13 protein-coding genes are annotated in these 21148 nt (G+C 47.7%); 7 read left to right on the top strand and 6 right to left on the bottom strand.

Annotated elements, in window-relative coordinates; all coding sequences use genetic code 11:
* Nucleotides 1-54: 54 nt before the first annotated feature.
* Both Q4Q54_RS07585 and Q4Q54_RS07580 read right to left on the bottom strand, forming a co-directional pair.
* Nucleotides 55-987 (bottom strand): diguanylate cyclase, encoded by a 933-nt coding sequence (locus Q4Q54_RS07585; protein ID WP_311988122.1) that lies wholly within the window; start codon nucleotides 985-987, stop codon nucleotides 55-57.
* Nucleotides 987-5876: a PAS domain S-box protein gene (locus Q4Q54_RS07580; protein WP_311988121.1), complete on the bottom strand. Its 4890-nt coding sequence runs from the start codon at nucleotides 5874-5876 to the stop codon at nucleotides 987-989. Before Q4Q54_RS07580 ends, Q4Q54_RS07585 begins: the two co-directional genes overlap by 1 nt.
* 358 nt (nucleotides 5877-6234) lie before the next feature.
* Here Q4Q54_RS07580 and ompR point away from each other — a divergent pair, with 358 nt between their 5' ends.
* The 3 genes from ompR to Q4Q54_RS07565 all read left to right on the top strand — a co-directional run bounded on the left by ompR (nucleotide 6235) and on the right by Q4Q54_RS07565 (nucleotide 10431).
* Nucleotides 6235-6960, top strand: coding sequence for a two-component system response regulator OmpR (gene ompR / locus Q4Q54_RS07575; protein ID WP_006079507.1), 726 nt, complete (start codon nucleotides 6235-6237; stop codon nucleotides 6958-6960).
* A 42-nt stretch (nucleotides 6961-7002) separates the two neighbouring features.
* Nucleotides 7003-8319, top strand: coding sequence for a two-component system sensor histidine kinase EnvZ (envZ, locus tag Q4Q54_RS07570; protein WP_063882184.1), 1317 nt, complete (start codon nucleotides 7003-7005; stop codon nucleotides 8317-8319).
* A gap of 129 nt (nucleotides 8320-8448) precedes the next feature.
* Nucleotides 8449-10431, top strand: coding sequence for a methyl-accepting chemotaxis protein (locus Q4Q54_RS07565; protein WP_311988120.1), 1983 nt, complete (start codon nucleotides 8449-8451; stop codon nucleotides 10429-10431).
* A 77-nt stretch (nucleotides 10432-10508) separates the two neighbouring features.
* Here Q4Q54_RS07565 and Q4Q54_RS07560 read toward each other — a convergent pair whose 3' ends face one another.
* Both Q4Q54_RS07560 and Q4Q54_RS07555 read right to left on the bottom strand, forming a co-directional pair.
* Nucleotides 10509-10982, bottom strand: a complete 474-nt coding sequence (locus Q4Q54_RS07560; RefSeq protein WP_311988119.1) for a peroxiredoxin — start codon at nucleotides 10980-10982, stop codon at nucleotides 10509-10511.
* Between the two features lie 80 nt (nucleotides 10983-11062).
* Complete coding sequence (locus tag Q4Q54_RS07555) at nucleotides 11063-12019, bottom strand: choice-of-anchor H family protein (protein ID WP_311988118.1); 957 nt, start codon at nucleotides 12017-12019, stop codon at nucleotides 11063-11065.
* 358 nt (nucleotides 12020-12377) lie between these two features.
* Here Q4Q54_RS07555 and Q4Q54_RS07550 point away from each other — a divergent pair, with 358 nt between their 5' ends.
* From Q4Q54_RS07550 to Q4Q54_RS07535, 4 genes are all read left to right on the top strand, one after another.
* Nucleotides 12378-12668, top strand: a complete 291-nt coding sequence (locus tag Q4Q54_RS07550; RefSeq protein WP_006079501.1) for a PepSY domain-containing protein — start codon at nucleotides 12378-12380, stop codon at nucleotides 12666-12668.
* A gap of 2 nt (nucleotides 12669-12670) precedes the next feature.
* Nucleotides 12671-13366, top strand: a complete 696-nt coding sequence (locus Q4Q54_RS07545; RefSeq protein ID WP_311988117.1) for a response regulator transcription factor — start codon at nucleotides 12671-12673, stop codon at nucleotides 13364-13366.
* Entirely contained in the window at nucleotides 13359-14723 is a 1365-nt protein-coding gene (locus Q4Q54_RS07540) for an ATP-binding protein (RefSeq protein ID WP_311988116.1), read from the top strand. The genes Q4Q54_RS07545 and Q4Q54_RS07540 overlap by 8 nt, the downstream gene beginning before the upstream one ends.
* Before the next feature lie 148 nt (nucleotides 14724-14871).
* Nucleotides 14872-16374: a DUF3300 domain-containing protein gene (locus tag Q4Q54_RS07535; RefSeq protein WP_311988115.1), complete on the top strand. Its 1503-nt coding sequence runs from the start codon at nucleotides 14872-14874 to the stop codon at nucleotides 16372-16374.
* Nucleotides 16375-16479: 105 nt separating this feature from the next.
* On the opposite strand, the gene Q4Q54_RS07530 is transcribed toward Q4Q54_RS07535, so the two are convergent.
* Together Q4Q54_RS07530 and Q4Q54_RS07525 are read right to left on the bottom strand one after the other, a co-directional pair.
* Nucleotides 16480-16956, bottom strand: coding sequence for a hypothetical protein (locus Q4Q54_RS07530; protein WP_006084642.1), 477 nt, complete (start codon nucleotides 16954-16956; stop codon nucleotides 16480-16482).
* 97 nt (nucleotides 16957-17053) lie between these two features.
* On the bottom strand, nucleotides 17054-20701 hold the full coding sequence (locus Q4Q54_RS07525; RefSeq protein ID WP_311988114.1) for an EAL domain-containing protein: 3648 nt from the start codon (nucleotides 20699-20701) through the stop codon (nucleotides 17054-17056).
* Nucleotides 20702-21148: the final 447 nt, after the last annotated feature.

The following is a 21148-nucleotide window of genomic DNA, read 5'->3' as shown; positions in this document are numbered from 1 at the left end:
AAACAGCGGCAATTTCACAAAATGCACGCTAAAAATCACATACAAACTCACAGGCTAAAGCCCTAGGCCCACTACTTGGTTACGTCCACTCTCTTTCGCCAAGTACAATTGCTGGTCCGCTGTTTCGATCAGTGTTTGCCAAGTCAAATCACTTTTGGGTAGCACGCTCGCGACACCCGCACTAATCGTCACTTCTTGGAAGCTCGACTCGAGATGTTCAAGATGCAAAGCTTGTACTGCATTTACTATCTTCTGTGCCGTATGAATGGCACCGACAAGCTTGGTTTCTGGCAGAATACAAATAAACTCCTCCCCGCCATAACGTGCAACAAAGTCAGTCGCGCGCAGCAGAGAATCGCTTATGGCTTTTGCAACATGCCGCAAGCATTGGTCACCTTCCTGATGACCATAACGATCATTAAAACGTTTAAAAAAATCCACATCTAGCATCACCACAGATAAGGCTAACTCGTTGCGGCAGCAATGTTTCCATATTTCAGGAAGTCGCTGCTCAAACTGACGTCGATTGGCGACGCCCGTTAAACTGTCAAGCAGCGCGATGGAATGCAACAGATCGGATTGTCGCTTGAGGGTAAACTGATTCTTTACCCGCGCAGTGGTGATAATTGGATTGATAGGTTTATGGATAAAATCGACTGCACCCAGCTGAAAACCTTTAACTTCTTGCACTTCATCAAAATGAGCCGTGACAAAAATAACCCCAATAGTCGCGGTTTCAGGATCGGCTTTAAGATGTTGGCAAACGTCAAAACCCGACATACCAGGCATTTCAATGTCTAACAGCACTAAATCTGGCTGTACCTTCTGGCATATGGCTATCGCCTGCTCACCATTGGTCGCCATAAACAACTCATACTCTTCATTGAAGAGTTGATGCAGTATTTTGATATTGAGCGGCTGATCATCAACGATGAGGATCTTACCTTTCTCACTTTGGGGCCGAGCAATTAATTCTGCAAGATGCATTACGCCTCCTCCAACATGATAATCCGTAGCGTATCTAATGCCTGATTAAAATCGAGCGCTTGCACTTGCCCATGCAATATGGACCATTGTGGATGGCCTGACAGCAATTCAGCTAACTGGTCAGTTAAGGCTATAGCCTCTAAATTGTTCTCTTTTAATAGGTTCATTAGGGTATTAAGGTCCGTCTTAACACTTTGCACCGATACCGAAGAATACACGGCTTTTCCTACATTATCGCTAATAACTGCATTAAATTCTTCCACCTCAAAGTAGGTTGAAAGCTGCTGACTACTCTGATTAATGAGTACCTCTAACGTATCCGTCCAGCGCTTAATATCAATCAGTTCAGGGCATTCTTGCTTAAACTGTTTCTCTATGTAAGCCGCATGCGCAGCTAAACGCCGAGCACCAAAATTACTGGCAATGCCTTTAATACCATGGCTAATCGCCGCCGCCGTTGAGTGATCAAATATCTTAGTCGACTGCTTAAAGAGCGCGAGTTGCTTCATCATTTCAGGCGCAAAACTTTTGGCCATTTTTTGGAAGAAAGACTGATTCCCCCCAAAACGACGCAGGATCAGGCGAATATCATCGAGTAATTGCTCATCACTCTGCTCCTGCGTCGCTTCAGGCCAGTGCCCTTCAAATTCAGCAGAGGTCATATCCTCACGGCCAACTAAGCGCAAAATACTCGGTAGTAATAATGGCATATCGATGGGTTTGCCAACATGGTCATTCATACCCGCATTGAGACACTCTTGCCTATCGGACTGTGAAGCATTAGCTGTCATCGCAAGTATCGGTAATGCTGCGAAACGTTCATCAGCTCGGATACGTCGAGTCGCCTCCAATCCATCCATATCGGGCATTTGCATGTCCATGATGACAATATCGAATAAGTCACCACTCTCGAGCACCAAGGAAACACCTTCCATGCCGCCTTCTGCCAATACGACATTCGCGCCCTCATAACTCAATAGCTCATCGATAACTTGTCGATTGAGTTGATTATCTTCCACCACTAATATGGTTAGCCCTGCTAAAAATCGCTGTGAACGCGGCTGAGGGTGCGCCTCCATTGTCTTACCTTCGATGGCATTTAACACAGCTTCAGCCAAGATCTGCGATGTCACAGGTTTAGTGAGGAAATTAACGAAAGGGACATGTCTAATCTGCTGACTCTCGGCAATCACTTCATGGCCGTAGGCCGTTAACATCACCACCAGCGGAGTCTGATTATTCGCGTCTGAGTTACGCAGCATTTCGGCGGTTTGTAACCCATCAAGGTCTGGCATACGCCAATCCATCAACACCACATCAAACGGTACCGATTTGTCATGGGATTTTTTAACCTTCTCTAGAGCCGCATATCCACCTAAGGCAGTTTCAACCTCACACCCAAATCCGGTCAAAATTTTCTCTAAAATCTCCGTCGTCAATTCATTATCATCAACCACTAACACACGGTATCCGCTAAGGTCTGTGTGCCGAGTTTGTTCGACTTGTATAATAGGAAACGTCATATCAAACCAGAAACGGCTTCCAACACCCACCTTGCTGGTCACATGTAACTCACTGCCCATAAGGCCGATAAGCCTTTTGCTTATTGCTAGCCCGAGCCCTGTGCCCCCAAAGCGGCGTGATGTTGAGGATTCTGCCTGTTCAAATCCGGTAAAAATCCGCTCAATCTGCTCATCACTGATACCAATACCCGTATCGGTAATTGAAATTTGTACTGTGACTGTATCTGCCTCATGGCGTAAACATTCAATGCCGACAATCACTTGACCGTGGTGAGTGAATTTAAGGGCATTACCCGCGAGGTTAACGAGGATCTGTTGCAATCTAAGTTGATCTGCTAACAGCCAAGGAGGTAAAGCCGTGTCGAGATCAAACATCACCTCGACATCTTTATCACCATGGTTACCCGACAGTACAACGGCAAGATCCCGCATCAGCAATTCAATCGAACAGGGATGAAGATCGAGTACTAACTTGCCAGCATCAATTTTAGAAAAGTCGAGAATGTCGTTCAGCAGTCCTAATAAGGACTTAGCGGCCGTTTGAGTTTTATTAACATAATCTTGCTGCTGCCTAGACAAAGAGGTGTATTGAATTAATTGCAGCATGCCTAATACGGCATTCATTGGGGTGCGAATTTCATGGCTCATATTGGCTAAAAATGCAGACTTAGCCGCACTCGCCGCATCGGCCTCCTGCTTAGCTTCTCGCAAGCTTTCTTCCAATTGTTGCTGTTCAGTGATATCTAAATTAATCCCAATCACTCTAATCGCATGACCCTGTTTATCGCGCTCAACTTGGGCGGCTGCCTGAACGTAGCGAATCGAGCCATCTGTCCTTACCACCCTAAAAATAGGGTCATATTGCGCCGTTCCTTCCACAGCGCCTTTCAATTTAGCATCAGCAAAAGCAATATCGTCAGGATGAACCCGCATCGACCAGTGTTCATAGGTTAATCCTTGTTCACGAAGACTTTCAGGCTGATCGTAAATCGCAAACATACGTTCATTCCATTCAAGCGAATTACCGAGCAGATTCCAAGTCCAGATACCTAATTGAGCCACTTCGGCTGCCTTACTTAAATGGTTACTGGCCGTCATCAGTGCTTGTTGCTGCAGTAACATCAGTGAAATATCGACGCCAATGCCTAAATAACCAATAATCTCGCCAACACTATCACGCATAGCAGTGACAGAAAGTGACACTTGGAACTGGCTACCGTCTTTACGCACATAGGTCCAATTGCGAGTTTCAGAACCTTCGGCTTTTGCTTTATAAACAAAAACATCAAAGCCTTGAATGTCTTTACCGTATTCAGCGGATAACTCTGCAGATCTTATCATCACCTCCTCGAGCAAGTGCAGAGGCGCAGGGGTAGATTGACCTATCATTTCCTCGGCTGAATAACCGAGTAAGCGCTCTGCTCCACGGTTAAAAATGGTGATATTCCCTTGCACATCAGTGGCTATGATGGACATTTCAGAGGCGGCATCGAGCACGTTAGTCAGTAATGACCCTAAGTTATTTTTCTCAATCTGTGTCAACTTACGGTCGGTAATATCAATCCTTAATGCCACAAAACGTTCAATTTTACCGTATTCATCAAAAACGGGACCAATCACAGTATCGAACCATTTCAACGTTTGATGCTTATCAAGGTTGCAGATTTCACCGTGCCAAGACTGTCCCGAGTTTATCTGTTGCCACATAGATCGCCAGAAAGACACATCATGTTCACCTGACTGAAGTATTGCATGGGTTTTCCCCACCAGTTGCTCACGCGAATAGCCACTAATGCGGCAAAAGTTATCATTCACCTCTAAGATGACGCCATTGGGGTCAGTAACGGAATAGAGTAGCTGTTGATTAATAGTGTCGAGCAAGGTTTGGTTTTCGAGTAACGCCTGCTGCAACGCATGGGTACGCTTGGTGACTTGCCGTTCGAGACTCGCATTCAAGCTTAAAATATGTCGTTCAGCTTCAAGCTGCGCTGTAATATCGCGGATCGTTTGGCTCATGCCAGCTATCTTGCCGTGCTCGTCATAAATAGGCACGGCCGTAGTTGAGGTCGATAAATGACTACCATCTTGCCGTTGATGGCTAGTTATCCGATTTAAAGAGGTTTTACCCGCTAACACTTCGGCGAATAATGCTCTTTCTTCCTGCACTATGCTGGCAGGAACAATCAATTTACAACACGACTGGCCAAGAGCGTGCGCCTCGGTATAGCCAAATAGCTGCTCCGCACCTTGGTTCCAACTGGTAATTTGGCCTTTAGTGTCATAACTGATAATGCCATCGAGAGAATGCTCCAACATGCTAGCGCGCCTTGCCTGTTCAAGCAGCACCTGCTGCTTACGCTGCAAACTGATGGACCACATGGCAATTAATGCGGCTAAAAGCAGGCTAAACAAACTGCCACTCAACAGCACTAAACTGGGTTGATTAAGATGCAATGACTTAATAAATGATGGATAAGCGATGACTTCTATCTGCCATTGACGACCAAAAATGTCTTTCGTCATTTTATGGCGATATGCAGATAATGGAGACGCCTCATCAGGGTGTGTTTCAAAAAAACTGATGGGACGCTCAGCTTGGGTGATATCGCTAAGCAACAGCTTAGTCATCTTCTGATTCAACGCTAATCCCATTAGAACTTCGTTCGTCACTAAGGGGGCATAACTCCAACCATACCCAGCTGAAAGTCTATCCTGTTGTGATTTAGGTACTAAACCCGTGCGATAAATAGGCTGCAGAATTAAGAATGATTGTAGCGGCCTACCCGTAGCCTGCACTAATGTGATGGGTGCAGATAAGCGCACTTCACCGGATAACATAGCCGCATCGGCAGCGGCTTTACGATGTGCCTCTGACGCAATATCTAAGCCAACGGCAGCTTTATTGCGGTCTACAGGCTCAATATATTCAATAACGTATCTTTCGCCATCATGAGCGTTAAGTTGGCGAATATTAAAGTCAGGCCAATCATCTTGACGAGCTCTTGCTATAAATGCCGCTTCATCGGCACTGGGTACTCGACGAATAAAGCCAAATCCACGGGCGCCGGGAAACTCATGGTCCACATCCCGCGTTAAACTATAACGATGGAAGCTAGCACGACTAATATCATGCTCACCCGCAGTGACTATCGTGCCGCGTGCACCGCGTAAACCATATTGATATAAGGTGATACGGTTAATCACGTTCTCACTGATTTGCTCCGCGTCCTCGCGCAAGGCTTGCTCAATCTTTTGGGCGTTCATGCGCCCCGTCAACCCTGTTAATAACGCGCTTAGCACCAATCCAATCAACAGGACTAATAAGCCCCATTTCGAAGCATTTTTATAACTCATGGACAAGTGCATAAACGCCTAATAATTTTTAATCAGAGAGTTATGATTTTGGACTAATAAAAATTCTTTTGCCACTCAGCGAGTGGCAACAAACGATAAATGCGCCAAAAGTTGCTGATGCCCATTTAGTTACAATTTCAGCTATAGCGTGAATAAACGCGAGTATTCCCATGCAATTTCATTTGCTTAGTATTAACATTGGGCAATCAATATCAGCATTTATCGCATTCAAGTTACTAAGGTGAGCTAGTCGCCTTGGTTGAATGCGGCTATATTAGGCAGATTCGTTTTCAATTTCAGCCAGTTGGTTAATCTTAACTGTTTCTCGTCAGTAGAATAAGCACCAATCTGAGCAATTAAAGGACATCCCATGGGACAAGAAACCTCGAAAATCCTCGTCGTCGATGATGATATGCGCCTGCGAGCGTTACTCGAGCGTTACCTGATGGAGCAAGGTTATCAGGTGCGCAGCGCGGCCAATGCCGAGCAGATGGACCGCCTATTAGAACGCGAAAACTTCCATCTACTCGTGCTCGACTTGATGTTACCCGGTGAAGATGGCCTATCTATCTGCCGCCGTTTGCGCCAGCAAGGTAATCCTATTCCGATCGTGATGCTGACGGCCAAGGGCGATGAAGTCGACCGTATTATTGGCCTAGAGTTAGGCGCCGACGATTATCTGCCAAAACCTTTTAATCCACGGGAATTGCTCGCACGGATCAAAGCCGTGATGCGTCGCCAAACCCAAGATGTGCCCGGTGCGCCAGCCCAGCAGGAAGCGCAGATCAGCTTCGGTGAGTTTTCGCTGGATTTAGCCACCCGTGAGATGTACCACGGCGACGAATCGATTGCGCTCACCAGCGGTGAGTTTGCCGTGCTTAAAGTGCTAGTTACCCATCCACGCGAGCCCTTGTCTCGGGATAAATTGATGAACCTCGCCCGTGGCCGCGATTATTCGGCGCTAGAACGCTCCATCGACGTGCAAGTGTCACGTCTGCGGCGTTTAATCGAAAAAGACCCTGCGAATCCGCGCTACATTCAAACTGTGTGGGGATTAGGTTATGTGTTTGTGCCCGATGGCGCCGCGCGTCGATGAGCCGCGCTGCCATCTTAATCTGCTGCGGTTATTGAGCCCCCGATGAAAGCTAAGTTTTGGTGGCGGTTTGTGCCTCGCAGCGCGTTTAGCCAAACCGTGATGCTGATTGGTTGTCTATTGCTGATCAATCAGCTGGTGTCTTACGTCACAGTTGCCGTTTATGTGCTTAAGCCAAGCTACCAGCAAATCAATCAGTTAATCGCTCGCCAAGTCAAATTGCTGTTTGTCGATGGCATAGATATTGGCCGCGAACACTTAACCATAGTCGATGCCCTCAATGCCAAAGTCCACGACGATGGCATGAAAATCTACAATCAACAGCAAGCGCGTGAAGCTGGCATTGAGCAAGCGACCTACTATGGTTTCTGGTCGGCGCAGATGTCGGAATATCTCGGCGGCGACGCCGAAGTGCGCGTCACCCACGGCAGTGTATTGCAGATTTGGATCCGTCCACCACAGGCGCCTTCGATTTGGATAAAAGTGCCGCTTATCGGCCAAAATGTTTCAGATCTTTCGCCGCTGACCCTCTATTTAATGGTCATTGGCGCCCTCAGCGTCGCCGGGGGGTGGTGGTTTGCCCGCCAACAAAACCGTCCACTTAGACGACTACAAAAAGCCGCGATTGCCGTTTCCCGCGGTGAATTCCCCGATCCCTTGCCGCTGAATGGTTCGAGTGAAATTGTCGAAGTGACTAACGCCTTCAACCAGATGGCGCACAGCATGAAACAACTGGAGCAGGACAGAGCGCTATTGATGGCGGGGATTTCCCACGACTTGCGCACGCCGCTCACCCGTATTCGTCTCGCATCTGAAATGATGGTTGAGGAAGATCAATATCTTAAAGATGGCATAGTCAACGATATCGAAGATATGGACGCCATCATCAGCCAGTTTATTGCGTATATTCGCCAAGATCAGGAAACCAGCCGTGAGCTAGGGCAAATCAATAAACTCATTCAAGATGTCGCTCAAGCAGAAGCCAATCGCGCCGGTGAAATTGAAGTAGTATTAACTGACTGCCCCGAAGCCCAATTCCAAGCGATTGCCATCAAGCGGGTACTGAGTAACTTAGTCGAAAATGCCTTTCGCTATGGTTCTGGCTGGATCCGCATTAGCTCGCAGTTCGATGGCAAACGTATCGGTTTTAGTGTTGAAGATAATGGTCCAGGAATCGACGAGTCACAAATCACCAAACTATTTCAACCCTTTACCCAAGGTGATATCGCCCGAGGCAGTGTCGGCTCAGGCCTAGGTCTCGCCATCATCAAACGGATTATCGATAGACACCAAGGGCAAGTCACCCTCTCCAACCGCGCCGAAGGCGGTTTAAGAGCCCAAGTGTGGCTGCCGCTGGAATAGCGCGAGATCACATATCGACAAATCAAATGACAACGCTGACATTCATGTGGGCGCTTGTCATATTAATGTCACGCTAAATTCATAAACTCAGAACAGTTAACTGGCTCTGACAATTATGAAGATTGCAAAATGAAAATTTCAACGCTGTCGCTCTCTGCTTCTGCCCTGTTGTTATTGCTCGCGGGATTATTGGCGGCCGTAGTGCTGTGGAGCAGTGATCAGCGACAAAATATAGAACAGCAAACACTCACACTGCAAAGCATACAAGAAGACTTCCTCGTCGGCGTACGCCGCGATCTCGACGGCTACCTCGCGAGCGGCAACGCTAGCCAACTGGAACAAGCGAAAACCAAACTCAGCGCCATTAAGAACCAGCTTACAGAGCTTAATCTCGCTACCATGGGCGCTACCGATAATGACTTGCAAGCTAGCCTAAGCAGCTTCATTCAAGATTTAGATACCAAGTACCGCGCCGCGGGTAAACTCGCTGGCAATCCTAGGCAACTGCTGGCCCACGCCGAATCTGAAATGCTCGACTATAACCGTCGTCTGGGCAGTTATGCCGATAAAGGCTTAACCACAAATGCTGCGGTCGCCGAACAATATCTGCAATTGAGCCGCGATTTACCTTCCATCGTCTACCAACTTTCCCAGCTAACCGATGGCTACCTCATCGGCAAAAATCAGCAACTCAAGGGCATTTTAGACAGCACCAGCAAAGAGCTCAATACGTGGCACGACGCCCTCAGCGCACTGCCGTTAATCGGTGTATATGAGCAGCAAGAAGCCGATGAATTTGCCCTCGGTGCCAGCGAACCGGAACAGGTTGAAGTCGGCGAAAGTGACCGTAGTGAACTGCTGAGTCTCGCCAATCGATACAATAAAGAAGTCGCTAATACCCACCAATTGCTGCAAGCCAACCAAGAGATGCAAGATCAACTCATTCAAGCGATTAGCAATGTGGAACAACAGCTTATTGGCTTAGGTGAGGCGCAAGCAGCAAAGAATCAACAGCTGAAATATGAGCTACAACTGATCCTCTACACTATGGTTTCCATCATGGCCTTGTTTGCCATAGGTTATTTAATCCTGCAGCAAAACCGCGTCGTCAAACCGTTAAAACGTCTCAACCAAGCCTTTATGAAATTAAGCGAATCGAACAGCCGCGAGCGTTTAGACATTAATCGGCGCTGCGAGACGGGCCAAATCGCGGGTCATTTCAACCAGTTGCTACACAGGTTTGAACAGGAAGACGAGGCACAACGCCAGCAAATCACTAAGGTTTCTCAATCATTAAGCCAACTGGTGGCGCGCATTACTCAGCTATCGCAGCACACAGAGCACACCCAAACGATTGTGGCCGATACGCAAACACAGACCGAACATATCCGCAGCCTCGCCAATGAGGTGAGCCACACTTCGGCACTCGTGGAAGACAGCGCCGCCGAAACCATGCGCCAAATGCAGTCGAGTCAAACACAGGCCGAGGCCGTACTGAGCGCAACCGAGCAGACGCAAACCGCCGTTGGCCTTTGCCATGCTTCCCTCGAAAGCCTGAATAACTCAGTGACGGACGTGTCGAAAATCATTGATGTGATTGGCAATATCGCCGAACAAACTAACTTACTCGCCCTCAATGCCGCCATTGAAGCTGCGCGGGCGGGAGAGCAAGGTCGCGGCTTTGCCGTGGTCGCCGATGAAGTGCGAAATTTAAGTCAGCGCACCCAAGTGTCTTTAAATGAAATCGTGAAGATTCTGCAGCAACTGACCCAATCGAATCATGCTCTCAGTGAGAGTGTCGATGGCATAGCAGAGGCCACCAGCAGCCAAAAACTGCGCGCTCAAAGCCTATGGCAAGTGGCGCAAACGGTGCAAAATCAAGCGAGTGACATGGCCAATACCGCCAAACAAGGCTCGCTCAATGCCAAGGAGCAAGTCGATTATCTCGATCAATTTGTGCGCACTATGGATAGTTTAAAAGAACAGGCGCAAACCAGTTCACAACAGAGTGAAGTCATCGCCCAAGAAGTACAGCAGAGCGTCGAGGATATTGAGACCAGTTTAGGCATTGCCGATGTTGGTAACTTAGCACCGCAGTCGCGGGCCGCTTAACCCACTAAAATACCAATAAAAATGGGAGCCTAAGCTCCCATTTATTTTGATGTCCGATTACGTTCGGACCTTAATCATTACAGTGCAGCTAAAACCACTTCGGCTTTACTGGCTTCAAAAGCCTTTGGCTCTTCAACATTCAGCAGAGTCACTACGCCGTTATCTATGATCATGGCGTAACGTTGTGAACGCACGCCACCAAAACCAGCTGTATCCATTTCTAAGCCTAACGCTTTAGTAAAGCTGGCATCGCCATCGGCTAACATCATCAATTCAGAAGCATTTTGCGCTTCGCCCCAGGCTTTCATCACGAAGGCATCATTCACTGATACACAGGCAATCAAATCCACGCCTTTCGCTTTAAATTGATCGGCTAATACCACATAACCAGGTAAATGCGCTTCAGAACAGGTCGGAGTAAAAGCACCGGGTACAGCAAACAATACCACTTTTTTACCAGCGAACAGTTCAGTAACTTGGTGATTCACCATGCCATCTTTCGTTAGTTGGCCTAATGTAGCTGCTGGTAATGTTTGACCTTGAGCAATCATATTTATCTCCATTTAGTTAAATTAACCTGACCATACTAGCCCTATTTACCTGAGATAAACACAGAGAGAAAAAAGGGTGATTAGCCGCGAGTACGATTCATCCGCAGCCCAGCACACAAACCGAGGAACAACAGACCCAATACCGATAAGCTACCGCCACTTTCTTCGACGACGATAACTTCAGGCTCTCTGTCTCGATCGCTACTTTCCAGTGGCAACGCATACAAACCATCGGTTTCATCGGCACTGATGGTCGCGACAATATCGCTGTAACCCACTTCGTACACATCGATTAGCACATCGTAGTGGTCCGTCGCATAACCCGTGTAGAGCGTGGTCAGCACTTCATAATCGTCCTGTGTTGAATCGCCATAAATAGTAAACACGTCCGTGGTGTAGTAATGCACCCAAGGGCCGCCATCACGACTGAGATAAAGCTCGGCAAATAAGTCAGCTCTTTCATTAAGATACGCGCCGTTAACATCGACGTCGAAGGTCACGCTAAAGGTTTGATAAAACCCATCGTAGTCAAAGTCTTCGAACAAACGACTGCTGGCATCAAAAATCGAAAAGCTGTGATACACAGGGGCGCGGTAGGGATCTTCACTGGTCGCGCTCGAACTCGGCATGCCTTGGCTCGCATGTTTCGCAGTCACTTGCTCACGCGTCATCGGCGATGCGCCCATTAGTTGCACGCGGTTTGCCGTCGGCGCTTTAGAGGATAACGCGGGCGCCAAGGATTTAACGGCTGCAGCAGCGGCTTCAGTGACATTTTTTGCGGGCGCAGCTTGTTGTAACAGGGCTAAAGCTTGCTGTTCCTGCTCGGCTGCTTGCTCGCTGTTTTCAGCTTTTTTGGCAATGCCGACACTGGCCGCAGTAAATGGCGTTAAGCTTTGCGATGATTCCAGTTCGCGGGGCTGAGCGCTGACGGCAGTGGACGCTAAAAACAGCGCGGCAATGGCCGTCGCTTTAACGAAATGGGTGTTAACCTGACTGTTAACTGTGGCTGCCATACCTTGTTTATTGAGTGTGCTCATCTTGAATACCCCATGGATAATCCGTTCAAATTGGAGCCATTAAAGTGCAATGAAGGTGAACATAAGCTGAACATCAACATTTAGTGTTCTTAGCGCGACAATACGTTCAGCCTTAGTTCATCTGGATTAGCCGACACTAGGGCATATTGAATGCGAGCATAGGAATAGACTCGCTGACAGAGCTTCAGTTCTGTCACGAATAACAAAATGACTACCAAAGTTAATTTTGATGGAATTGTGCCAACCAATTGGCTGATCTCTATGTGTTTGTTAAGGTGATGAGGTATTCTTAGTCGACTCGATAAGTTATCCATCTCACTCATTAACTTAAGATCGCCGAACATTGCGGGTACCAGATATGAAACTTGGTTTGACATTGGCCCTAATCGCTTGCTTGTTTGCCTCCTTTGGCAGCATGGCAGGCAATGATAGACAGAATGATCGCAACCAAGGTGCGAAGAATGAGCAGCGCCGTCTGGCGGTCAATAGCCCAGATCAAGCTGTGGCTATGGTGCAGCGCCAATACCAAGGCAAGGTTCTGAGCGTGCAATCCAGCGGCTCAGGGTATCGGGTTAAGCTCCTCAATAATGACGGCCAAGTGTTTTCAGTCTCAGTGGATGCCGCAACTGGCCGAGTGTCGAGGAACTAACTATGCGATTGTTATTGGTTGAAGATGATTTAGAACTGCAGGCGAACTTAAAACAACATCTGCTCGATGCCCATTACAGTATCGATGTGGCGAGCGATGGTGAAGAAGGCTTATTTCAAGCACTCGAATACAACTATGATGCGGCGATAATCGATGTCGGTTTGCCTAAGCTCGATGGTATCGCGCTTATCCGCAGCGTACGCGAACAGGAACGCGACTTCCCAATCCTGATTTTAACCGCGAGGGACAGTTGGCAAGATAAGGTTGAAGGACTCGACGCCGGTGCCGACGACTACCTGACGAAACCTTTCCATCCCCAAGAACTGGTCGCGCGGCTAAAAGCCTTGATCCGTCGCTCTGCCGGCAAGGCCAGCCCTTTGATTTATAACGGGCCCTTTAGCTTGAATACCAGCAGCTTAGAAGTGCGTAAAGGTGAAGAGTTGGTTAACCTCAGCGGCTCTGAATACAAGTTATTCGAATTTTTTATGCTGCATCAAGGCGAAGTGAAATCCAAAACCGTATTGACGGAGCACATCTACGATCAGGATTTTGATTTAGATTCAAACGTCATTGAAGTCTTTATCCGCCGATTACGTAAAAAACTCGATCCTGATAATCAATACAACCTGATTGAAACCCTGCGCGGCCAAGGTTATCGCCTAAAAGCGTTAACGCCCGAGCCAGCTGCCGATGAGTAAACGTGCCATTGTGTGGCAAGTGTTGAACTCCCTTAAAGCGCGCTTAGTTGCCAGTGCATTATTGTTTATCTTAGTGTTATTGCCTTTGATCGGCGTCGCCTTAAACGATGCCTTTACCGAACAAGTTAAAAGCGCGACCAAAAATGAACTCAGCGCCTATGTTTATTCAATACTCGCGGTGACTGAAGTCGAGAATAAGCAAATCTCTATCCCAGAATTAGTACTCGAAAATCGTTTTAACCTCATTCAATCTGGGCTGTATGCCATTGCGACCACTGAAGATGCCAGCGGCAAACAAACGATCGTGTGGCACTCGCAATCTTTTATGGGCATGATGCCACCGCCACATTTTACCATCCCAGCAACGGGTCAAAGTGCCTTTGAGCAAATCGAGCTCGCCGAACAACCCCATTTGATTTATAGCTTTAGCGTTAGTTTCGCCAGCCAAAATCAAAACGTGCCAGTAACGATTCACATCATTAAGGACGAGCGCGAATTTCAGCAACAAATCGATCAATTTAACCAACAGCTTTGGACTTGGCTGCTGATCCTCATGTTCGTCATGCTGGTGTTCCAACTGAGCTGGCTAGTGTGGACGTTGCAACCATTGGCGCGCTTTACCCAAGAATTACATTCCGTCGAGCAAGGTAAGTCGATGCAGCTAAGTAGTCAGTACCCCACTGAATTACAAGCCGTTGCGCGGCAGCTCAATATTTTGCTCAATACCGAACAAACCCAGCGCAAACGCTATCGTAATGCCTTGGCCGATCTTGCCCACAGCCTCAAAACACCGCTGGCGGTGATCAAGAGTCAGGCCGACTTAAGCGAAGCCTCCAGCGAGCAAGTGTCGGTGATCAGCCGCATTATTGGCCACCAGTTGAAACGCGCCCAAACGGCAGCGGCAGCCTCGTGGCATTTAGGGATTCGCGTCGATGACGTCGCCGCTAAGTTATTACGCACCTTAGCTAAAATTTATCGTGAGCCGCAAATCAATCTCAGCGGCGAGATGGCGGACGCAGCAGTATTCAAAGGTGATGAAGCGGATCTCACGGAAATTCTCGGTAACGTGCTCGACAACGCCTGCAAAGCGGCAAAGTCCACAGTTAAATTAACCGTGACCGGCGATGCCTATCAATTGCTGATCTGCATCGAAGATGATGGACCTGGGATCGGTGAAGCACTGCAAAATCAAATCTTTGAACGCGGTATTCGTGCTGATTCCTATCATCAGGGTAATGGTATTGGGCTTGCGATCGTGCGCGATTTAGTCGACAGCTATAACGGCAGAATTTCAGTCTCACGTTCAGAAACCTTGGGCGGCGCCAAGTTCAGCATCAGCTTTGTACACTCAATTTAATGATTTAGTTTCAATACCATAGATTAAAATTCCCACCTAAATTGCGGTTAAAAATAACTTTTTAACCGCAAAATACTTTCAGCTTATGTTCATATTCAAACGCCTATGATGCCCATAACATCCTCGAACAGGATTATTGGAGCAAACCATGAACAGACTACATCGATGGAATTGGCTAGTGTTAACGGCGGCATTAGTGGCCTTGCCTTTCACTACCACAGCACAAGCTGCGGGCGTATCTGTGAGCCAGGGCTCGAGCGCTGCGGCAAGCCAAGCCGAACTCGAACAAATGCTGGCGCCTATTGCCCTGTATCCCGATAGCTTATTGACCCACATACTTATTGCCTCAACTTATCCACTCGAAATCGTGCAGGCACAGCGTTGGTTAACCCAGCGCCCCAAATCCTCGGTCGATCAACTGATGACGCAGGCCGAAGATCAAGATTGGGACCCGAGCGTCAAAGCTTTGCTGGCTTTTCCGACGCTGCTGCAAAAAATGAGTGAAGATCTCGACTGGACTCAAAGACTCGGTGAAGCCTTCTTAGAAGATGAAGGCCAAGTGATGAACAGCATTCAGTCCCTAAGACAACAGGCTGATAAAGCGAACAGCTTAGCAGACATGGATAACATGGCGATCACCCGCGCCAACAATCAGATCATCATAGAACCCGTTAAGCGAGAAATCGTCTACGTGCCCTATTATGATCCGCGCGTGGTTTATGGTACATGGCGCTGGGGTGTGGCTTATCCCCCCGTGTATTGGGAATTTGGCGGCTATGCTGGCTATCCCTATCGTCCGAGTCATAACCATTTCTACTGGTCACCTGGCATCCATATTTCCTTTAACTACTTCTTCAGTTCATTCCACTGGCACAACCATAAAGTGGTCGTGATCGACTATCGCCATTCACATCGTTATCGCCCACGTGAAAGATACACAGTCAGTTATGGTGCCCAGCCTTGGAAACATAAACCCGAACATAGACGTGGCGTGAGTTACCACAACCCCGTCGTGAAGCAACGCTATTACAACGAAGACAAGTATCGCGGCAGAGATTCACACTCTAGCGGCAGCAAGCAGCACTTTAATAGCCAATACTCGAAGTCAAAAGAACGCCAAGATACCCATAGCAATCAGGGTAATATGAGTAATCAGGGTCATAAGAGTCGTGACAATAAGGACTATCACAACGCCAGTCGTGAACGTGATAACCGCGCACCGAGTTATCAAAAAACGCAGGCCGAGTTAAAGGAACGTCGATCCGCGACTATGGTACAAACGCCGACTCACAAGGATCGTAATGACGCGCAATCGAGACCCGTGCAGTCAAAGCCAATGCCATCGAAGGAGTCACAGCAAAGGCAATATCAAACTCGGGAGTCACAGCCGCGTAATGTCGATCAACAAAGGACGCAGCCACAAAGACAAGAAAATCCAAGAACTGCGACCCCAAGAGTTGAAACGCCACGACCTGAGACAAGACGCGCAGAACCGCAACGTATTGAACAACCAAGACAAGCAGCGCCGAGACAACGCGAAGAAGTGAGAGTGAGACAAAGTGAGCCACGCCAAAATGCGCAAACTGCTCGCTCGGTAGAACATAACCAAGGCCGCTCAACTCAAAGCCAAGAACGTCGTCATAGGGAATAATTTCGCTATAGCCGCAGTAACACAAAGAGCGCAGTTAACTGCGCTCTTTTTTTAAATCAGTTGTTTTTAAATCAGTTGTTTTTAAATCAATTAGTTTTAAACCGCTTAAAACTTCAAAGTCAGGGACTGACCTTCGCCCATGCCCTGCCACTCGATGCTCAAATCCATAATCTCATTAAGAATATGTTCAAAGTCCGATTGGCTAACGGTTGGAACGGCTAGGTCACGGCTGTTGCAGGCTTGCTCTAACAGATAAATAAAGCCGTCATAGGTTGGCGTTTCACCCGACCAGAGTAGCGACTGCAGGGTCTCAACTATGGATTCGGTTTGCCACACCTCCGTTTTATCAGCGATAGCGCGGGAGGTTTCATTATGTTCCAAGGCGAAGCTGATATCGGCGCCAGCTCTGACCTGCGAGAAGAAAGCCCCTTGAATATGCAGACGTTTTTCAACCACATAATGAATCATATCGTGGGGAGCAATGCCCTGTTCTGGCATTTGGGTTTGGGTCGCACTACCGTCCATGCGCACGCAGCGCAACTGACCATAACGCTGGGTTCCTTTGGTGAAGATGACTTGCATAAAACCATCCTTAGTATTTCGATCAACGCATACATAACGCGAACTCAAGTATAGTCCAACTCTGCGCCAGCATTAGAAAAACAACAACACTCTGCCGTTATAAATTACGCTGGATAAAGCGGAAACACTCTTCTGCCGCTAAGGGTTTACTAAAGTAAAACCCTTGCACTAAGTCGCACCCCATGCTCGACAATAATACCAACTGCGCCTCGTTTTCAACCCCTTCGGCCACCACAGTTAACCCCAACTCATGGGACATAGAAATGGTCGCAGCACTGATAGCAGCATCGTTCGGGTCGCTCTCAATATCCTTCACAAAGGAGCGGTCAAGCTTCAATCTGTCTAAGGGCAAGAGTTTCAAATAGGATAACGAGGAATAACCTGTGCCGAAATCATCAATCGCAAGTTCGATACCATGCTGGCGCAATTCCGCTAACAGGCGCGCATTCTGCTCAGGATATTGCATCGCCACACTCTCGGTGATTTCAAGCTCCAATGCTCCTTTGCCCAACTTATGCTTTAAAAGCACATTGGTGATATCGGCGACAATGCTATCTTTGCGGAGTTGATGCGCCGACAGATTCACCGCCATTCGCAGCTCGGTCGCACCCGCAGCGCGCCAAGCGGCAAGCTGCGCCATCGCGGTTTCTAACACCCATTGGCCGATAGGAATGATCATGTCGATCTCTTCAGCAATGGGAATAAAGCGGTCTGGCGCTACCATGCCAAATTCAGGATGTTGCCAGCGCACTAAGGCTTCAACACTGACCACTTGCCCAGTACGGATATCAATTTGTGGCTGATAATGCAGCCGCAATTCATCGTTGGCGAGCACTTGCCTGAGGCCAGTTTCAATTTGCTGGCGCTCAGTGATCAAGGTATTCATCGCCGCAGTAAAGAATTGATAGTTATTGCGTCCCGCCGATTTGGCGCGGTACATGGCCATATCGGCGTTTTTCATCAGGGCTTCAACACTGTCACCATCGGTCGGGAATAAACTGATGCCTATACTTGGCGATGAATGTAATGCTTGATTATTAATGATATAGGTTTGACTCAAACCACTGCGCAGCGCCTCGGCTAAACTGGCCACCTTATCATGATTCGTATCAGATAATGCGACCACAAACTCATCGCCACCCAGACGCGCCACAGTGTCAGTATCACCAACAATGTTTTTCAAACGACGCGCGACCTCTAACAACAGTTGATCGCCCACATGATGACCCAAGGTGTCGTTGATATTTTTAAAGTGGTCCATGTCGATAAACATCACAGCAATTTGGCTGTCGGATGCCAGCGCCTCACTGAATACCACTTCGAGACGCGACTGCAAGCTGAGTCGATTAGGCAGTAGCGTCAAAGAATCATGGTGGGCGAGGAAATGAATCCGTTCCTCACTGACTTTACGCTCGCTGATATCGGTAAAGCTGCCGATGTAATGGCTCACCGCACCTGCGTCATCGCGCACCACAGACATCATCAACCATTTAGGGAAATCGTAACCATGCTTATGCCTGTCCCAAACTTCACCTTGCCAGAAACCTGTTTGTTCTAGGGCAGCACGCACTTGAGGATCGATACCTTTGTCGGTACGCTCGGCCTCTAAAAAGCGGCAGTTTTTACCAATGATTTCTTCTCGTGAATAACCGGTTATCTGAGAAAACGCACTATTCACATCCACAATAATGTCGTTGGCATCCATGATAGTGATGCCTTCACCACTCTGCTGGAACACCTGCGCCAATAGATTTACCCGCGCAACGGTGCGCTCCTGCTCGGTAATATCTTCAACGATAAAGAGAATAAGCTGTTCACCATCGGCACCTGTGACTAACGCACCGTTGAGGCGCACTGCCACTAACTGGCCGTTCTTATGAACATAATGCTTCTGATAGGGGCCATAACGACGCGTTTGCTTTAGGCGCTCTAATTGCTCAGTTTCACTTAATTGATAACGCTTTGGCGTGAGATCCCAAGGGTCAAGCTGATTTAACTCATCGAGTGAGTAACCCGTCATCGCTTCGAATGCGGGGTTAATCGCCACAAACTGACCATCATCTAAACGTTTAAGCACATGCCCTACAGGCGCCTTATCAAACAAATTACGATATCTTTGCTCGCTTTGTACCAAGGTAGCCTGAAAAGCCTGACGGCGGGCAATTTCCTTCGACAAGGCCATGGTTTTTTCAGTCACTTTCTCGGCAATACGTTGGCGCTCGCCGGAGGAAACCAGCGTCATACCACCCACAACAGCACAGGTGATAAAGGCGAGGAGCAGCATAAGTAGCGATAAGCTAAAAGTATCGCCCATCAGCACGGCATAGGATTGATAAATCACTATGTGCCAATGCCGATCCGCTAGCATCAGGTTTGCTTGAAAATACTGGCCAGTTTTATCGCTAAATAACTTGCTGCTAAACGCGGGAAACGACTTAGTGGTATTGCTATAAAGTAATGCACCGCCCGCACTCATGTCGGAGAGTTTCCACTGCAGTCCCTTTACGCTCTCAACATCATTAATAATGCTCTGCAAATCAATCACAGCTGAACAAAATCCTGAGATTCTACCTAGTCGGTCGAACGCGGGCGCAATGAGTAAAGTACCACCTGGGCCATTGGGATCTTGAGCTAATTGAATCTTAGCCGTCATCACAGGCGCTAAGGTCGCGCGCACTTTGGCAACGGCAGCGGCTCGTGTCGGCTCGCTATTGAGATCTAATCCCAGCGCCGCCTCATTGCCTATGATTGGCTGAATGTACATCACAGGCACTAACCAGCCATCGGTATTAGTTTGCCAGCCTTGAGGCCGCGTGACTTTGTAAGGGCCGCCAATGGCTGAGCGGGTCGATGCCTCAAAACTGGGCAGATCGGCGGCCGCCACTAACGGCGACCAAGACCAAGCTCTAAAGCCATCTTGCTGCAGCATGTTACGTTTGCCAAATTGCACAAACTCATCCTCTGAAACCTGCTCACTATTATCGAACAAGCTCGCTAGGGCGACGATTTGCTGCAGATTAGCCTCTTGAAAACTTTCAATATTGCTAATCACGGCATTGGATTGGATCTGAAACTTATCCTGCAACTGTTGGCGCTGGTTCATATCCGAGTAGTAATAAATCCCCACGCAGAATAAAAAGCCCACCAGCAGGGGAACACCCGTCTGAATCCGGCGAGCACGCCAGATAGTCCGCTTATCAAATAACAACATAGTCAAAGGGATAAAGATCACGGCGCCGAGCAAATCCCCCGTCCACCAATTTATTAAACTTCCCAGTAAATCAGATGGTGGAATCGTACCGTTGATCACTAAGGCACTGTTGCCAAAAACGGTCGCCACAATACAAGTTAAGGCTAAGCTCAAGCAGGATTTAATGACGGTATTAGGATTATCTAAGGTGAATAAATGATCGACTCGGCCAAGTACATGGGCTGAAAGCACAGCCTGTATACAAGACCCAATCGAGATAGCAAAGGGTAACCAGCCCCAATGGATATGCCCGCCAATATTGATGTTAATCAGCAGCGAACCAATTAACACGCCAACCCAAGGGACATATTCTTTCCACAGGATACATGCGGCAATAGCAATCCCTGCAGCAGGCCAAATCGCCGCAGAATATCCAGGCGGCAAAGCAATCATCAAGCCTAATTTACCTACAACAATGTAAGCTAAGGCGATGAAAATATTTACCTTAAGGTATGGAATAAATGACTTTATGTGTAGTCCTTCTAGCTGGCACATCTAAATGTTAACAAGTATCATGCACTAGTCACTCGATCAATCTCAAGCAGATATCAAGGTTGTGATGAAATCACAGTCTAATAATCGCTTTATCTAATGTAAATAGCGTAAATGACTGACACTGTCACTGTTTTAACTTGATGTTTTTATTTGAGATGCCCAGCTAAAATCCATTCCACGACACTTAACTCGCATCAAAAATCAGCATGCAAAAATGTGCGGCGCGCAAGGGTAAATAGCAGTGTCATTCGTATGCGATAAAAGCGACTGTTGGCTAAAACCCACATGCTTATGGGGGGATCAATCCACGCCATACCGTCGCCAACACATCAACTTTAGCCAAAACGAATAAATGAAGCGCCTCACACATTTTTATTTTATGAGAACCAAATCAGTTAAATTTTGGTTAATTTTGTAAATTTATTGATTTTATTTGGTTTTAATTAA

This window comes from Shewanella sp. SP2S2-4 (genome assembly GCF_031932025.1).
In the GTDB taxonomy this organism is placed as follows: Bacteria; Pseudomonadota; Gammaproteobacteria; order Enterobacterales; family Shewanellaceae; genus Shewanella; species Shewanella baltica.
This window is presented reverse-complemented; position numbering and strand designations above follow the sequence as displayed.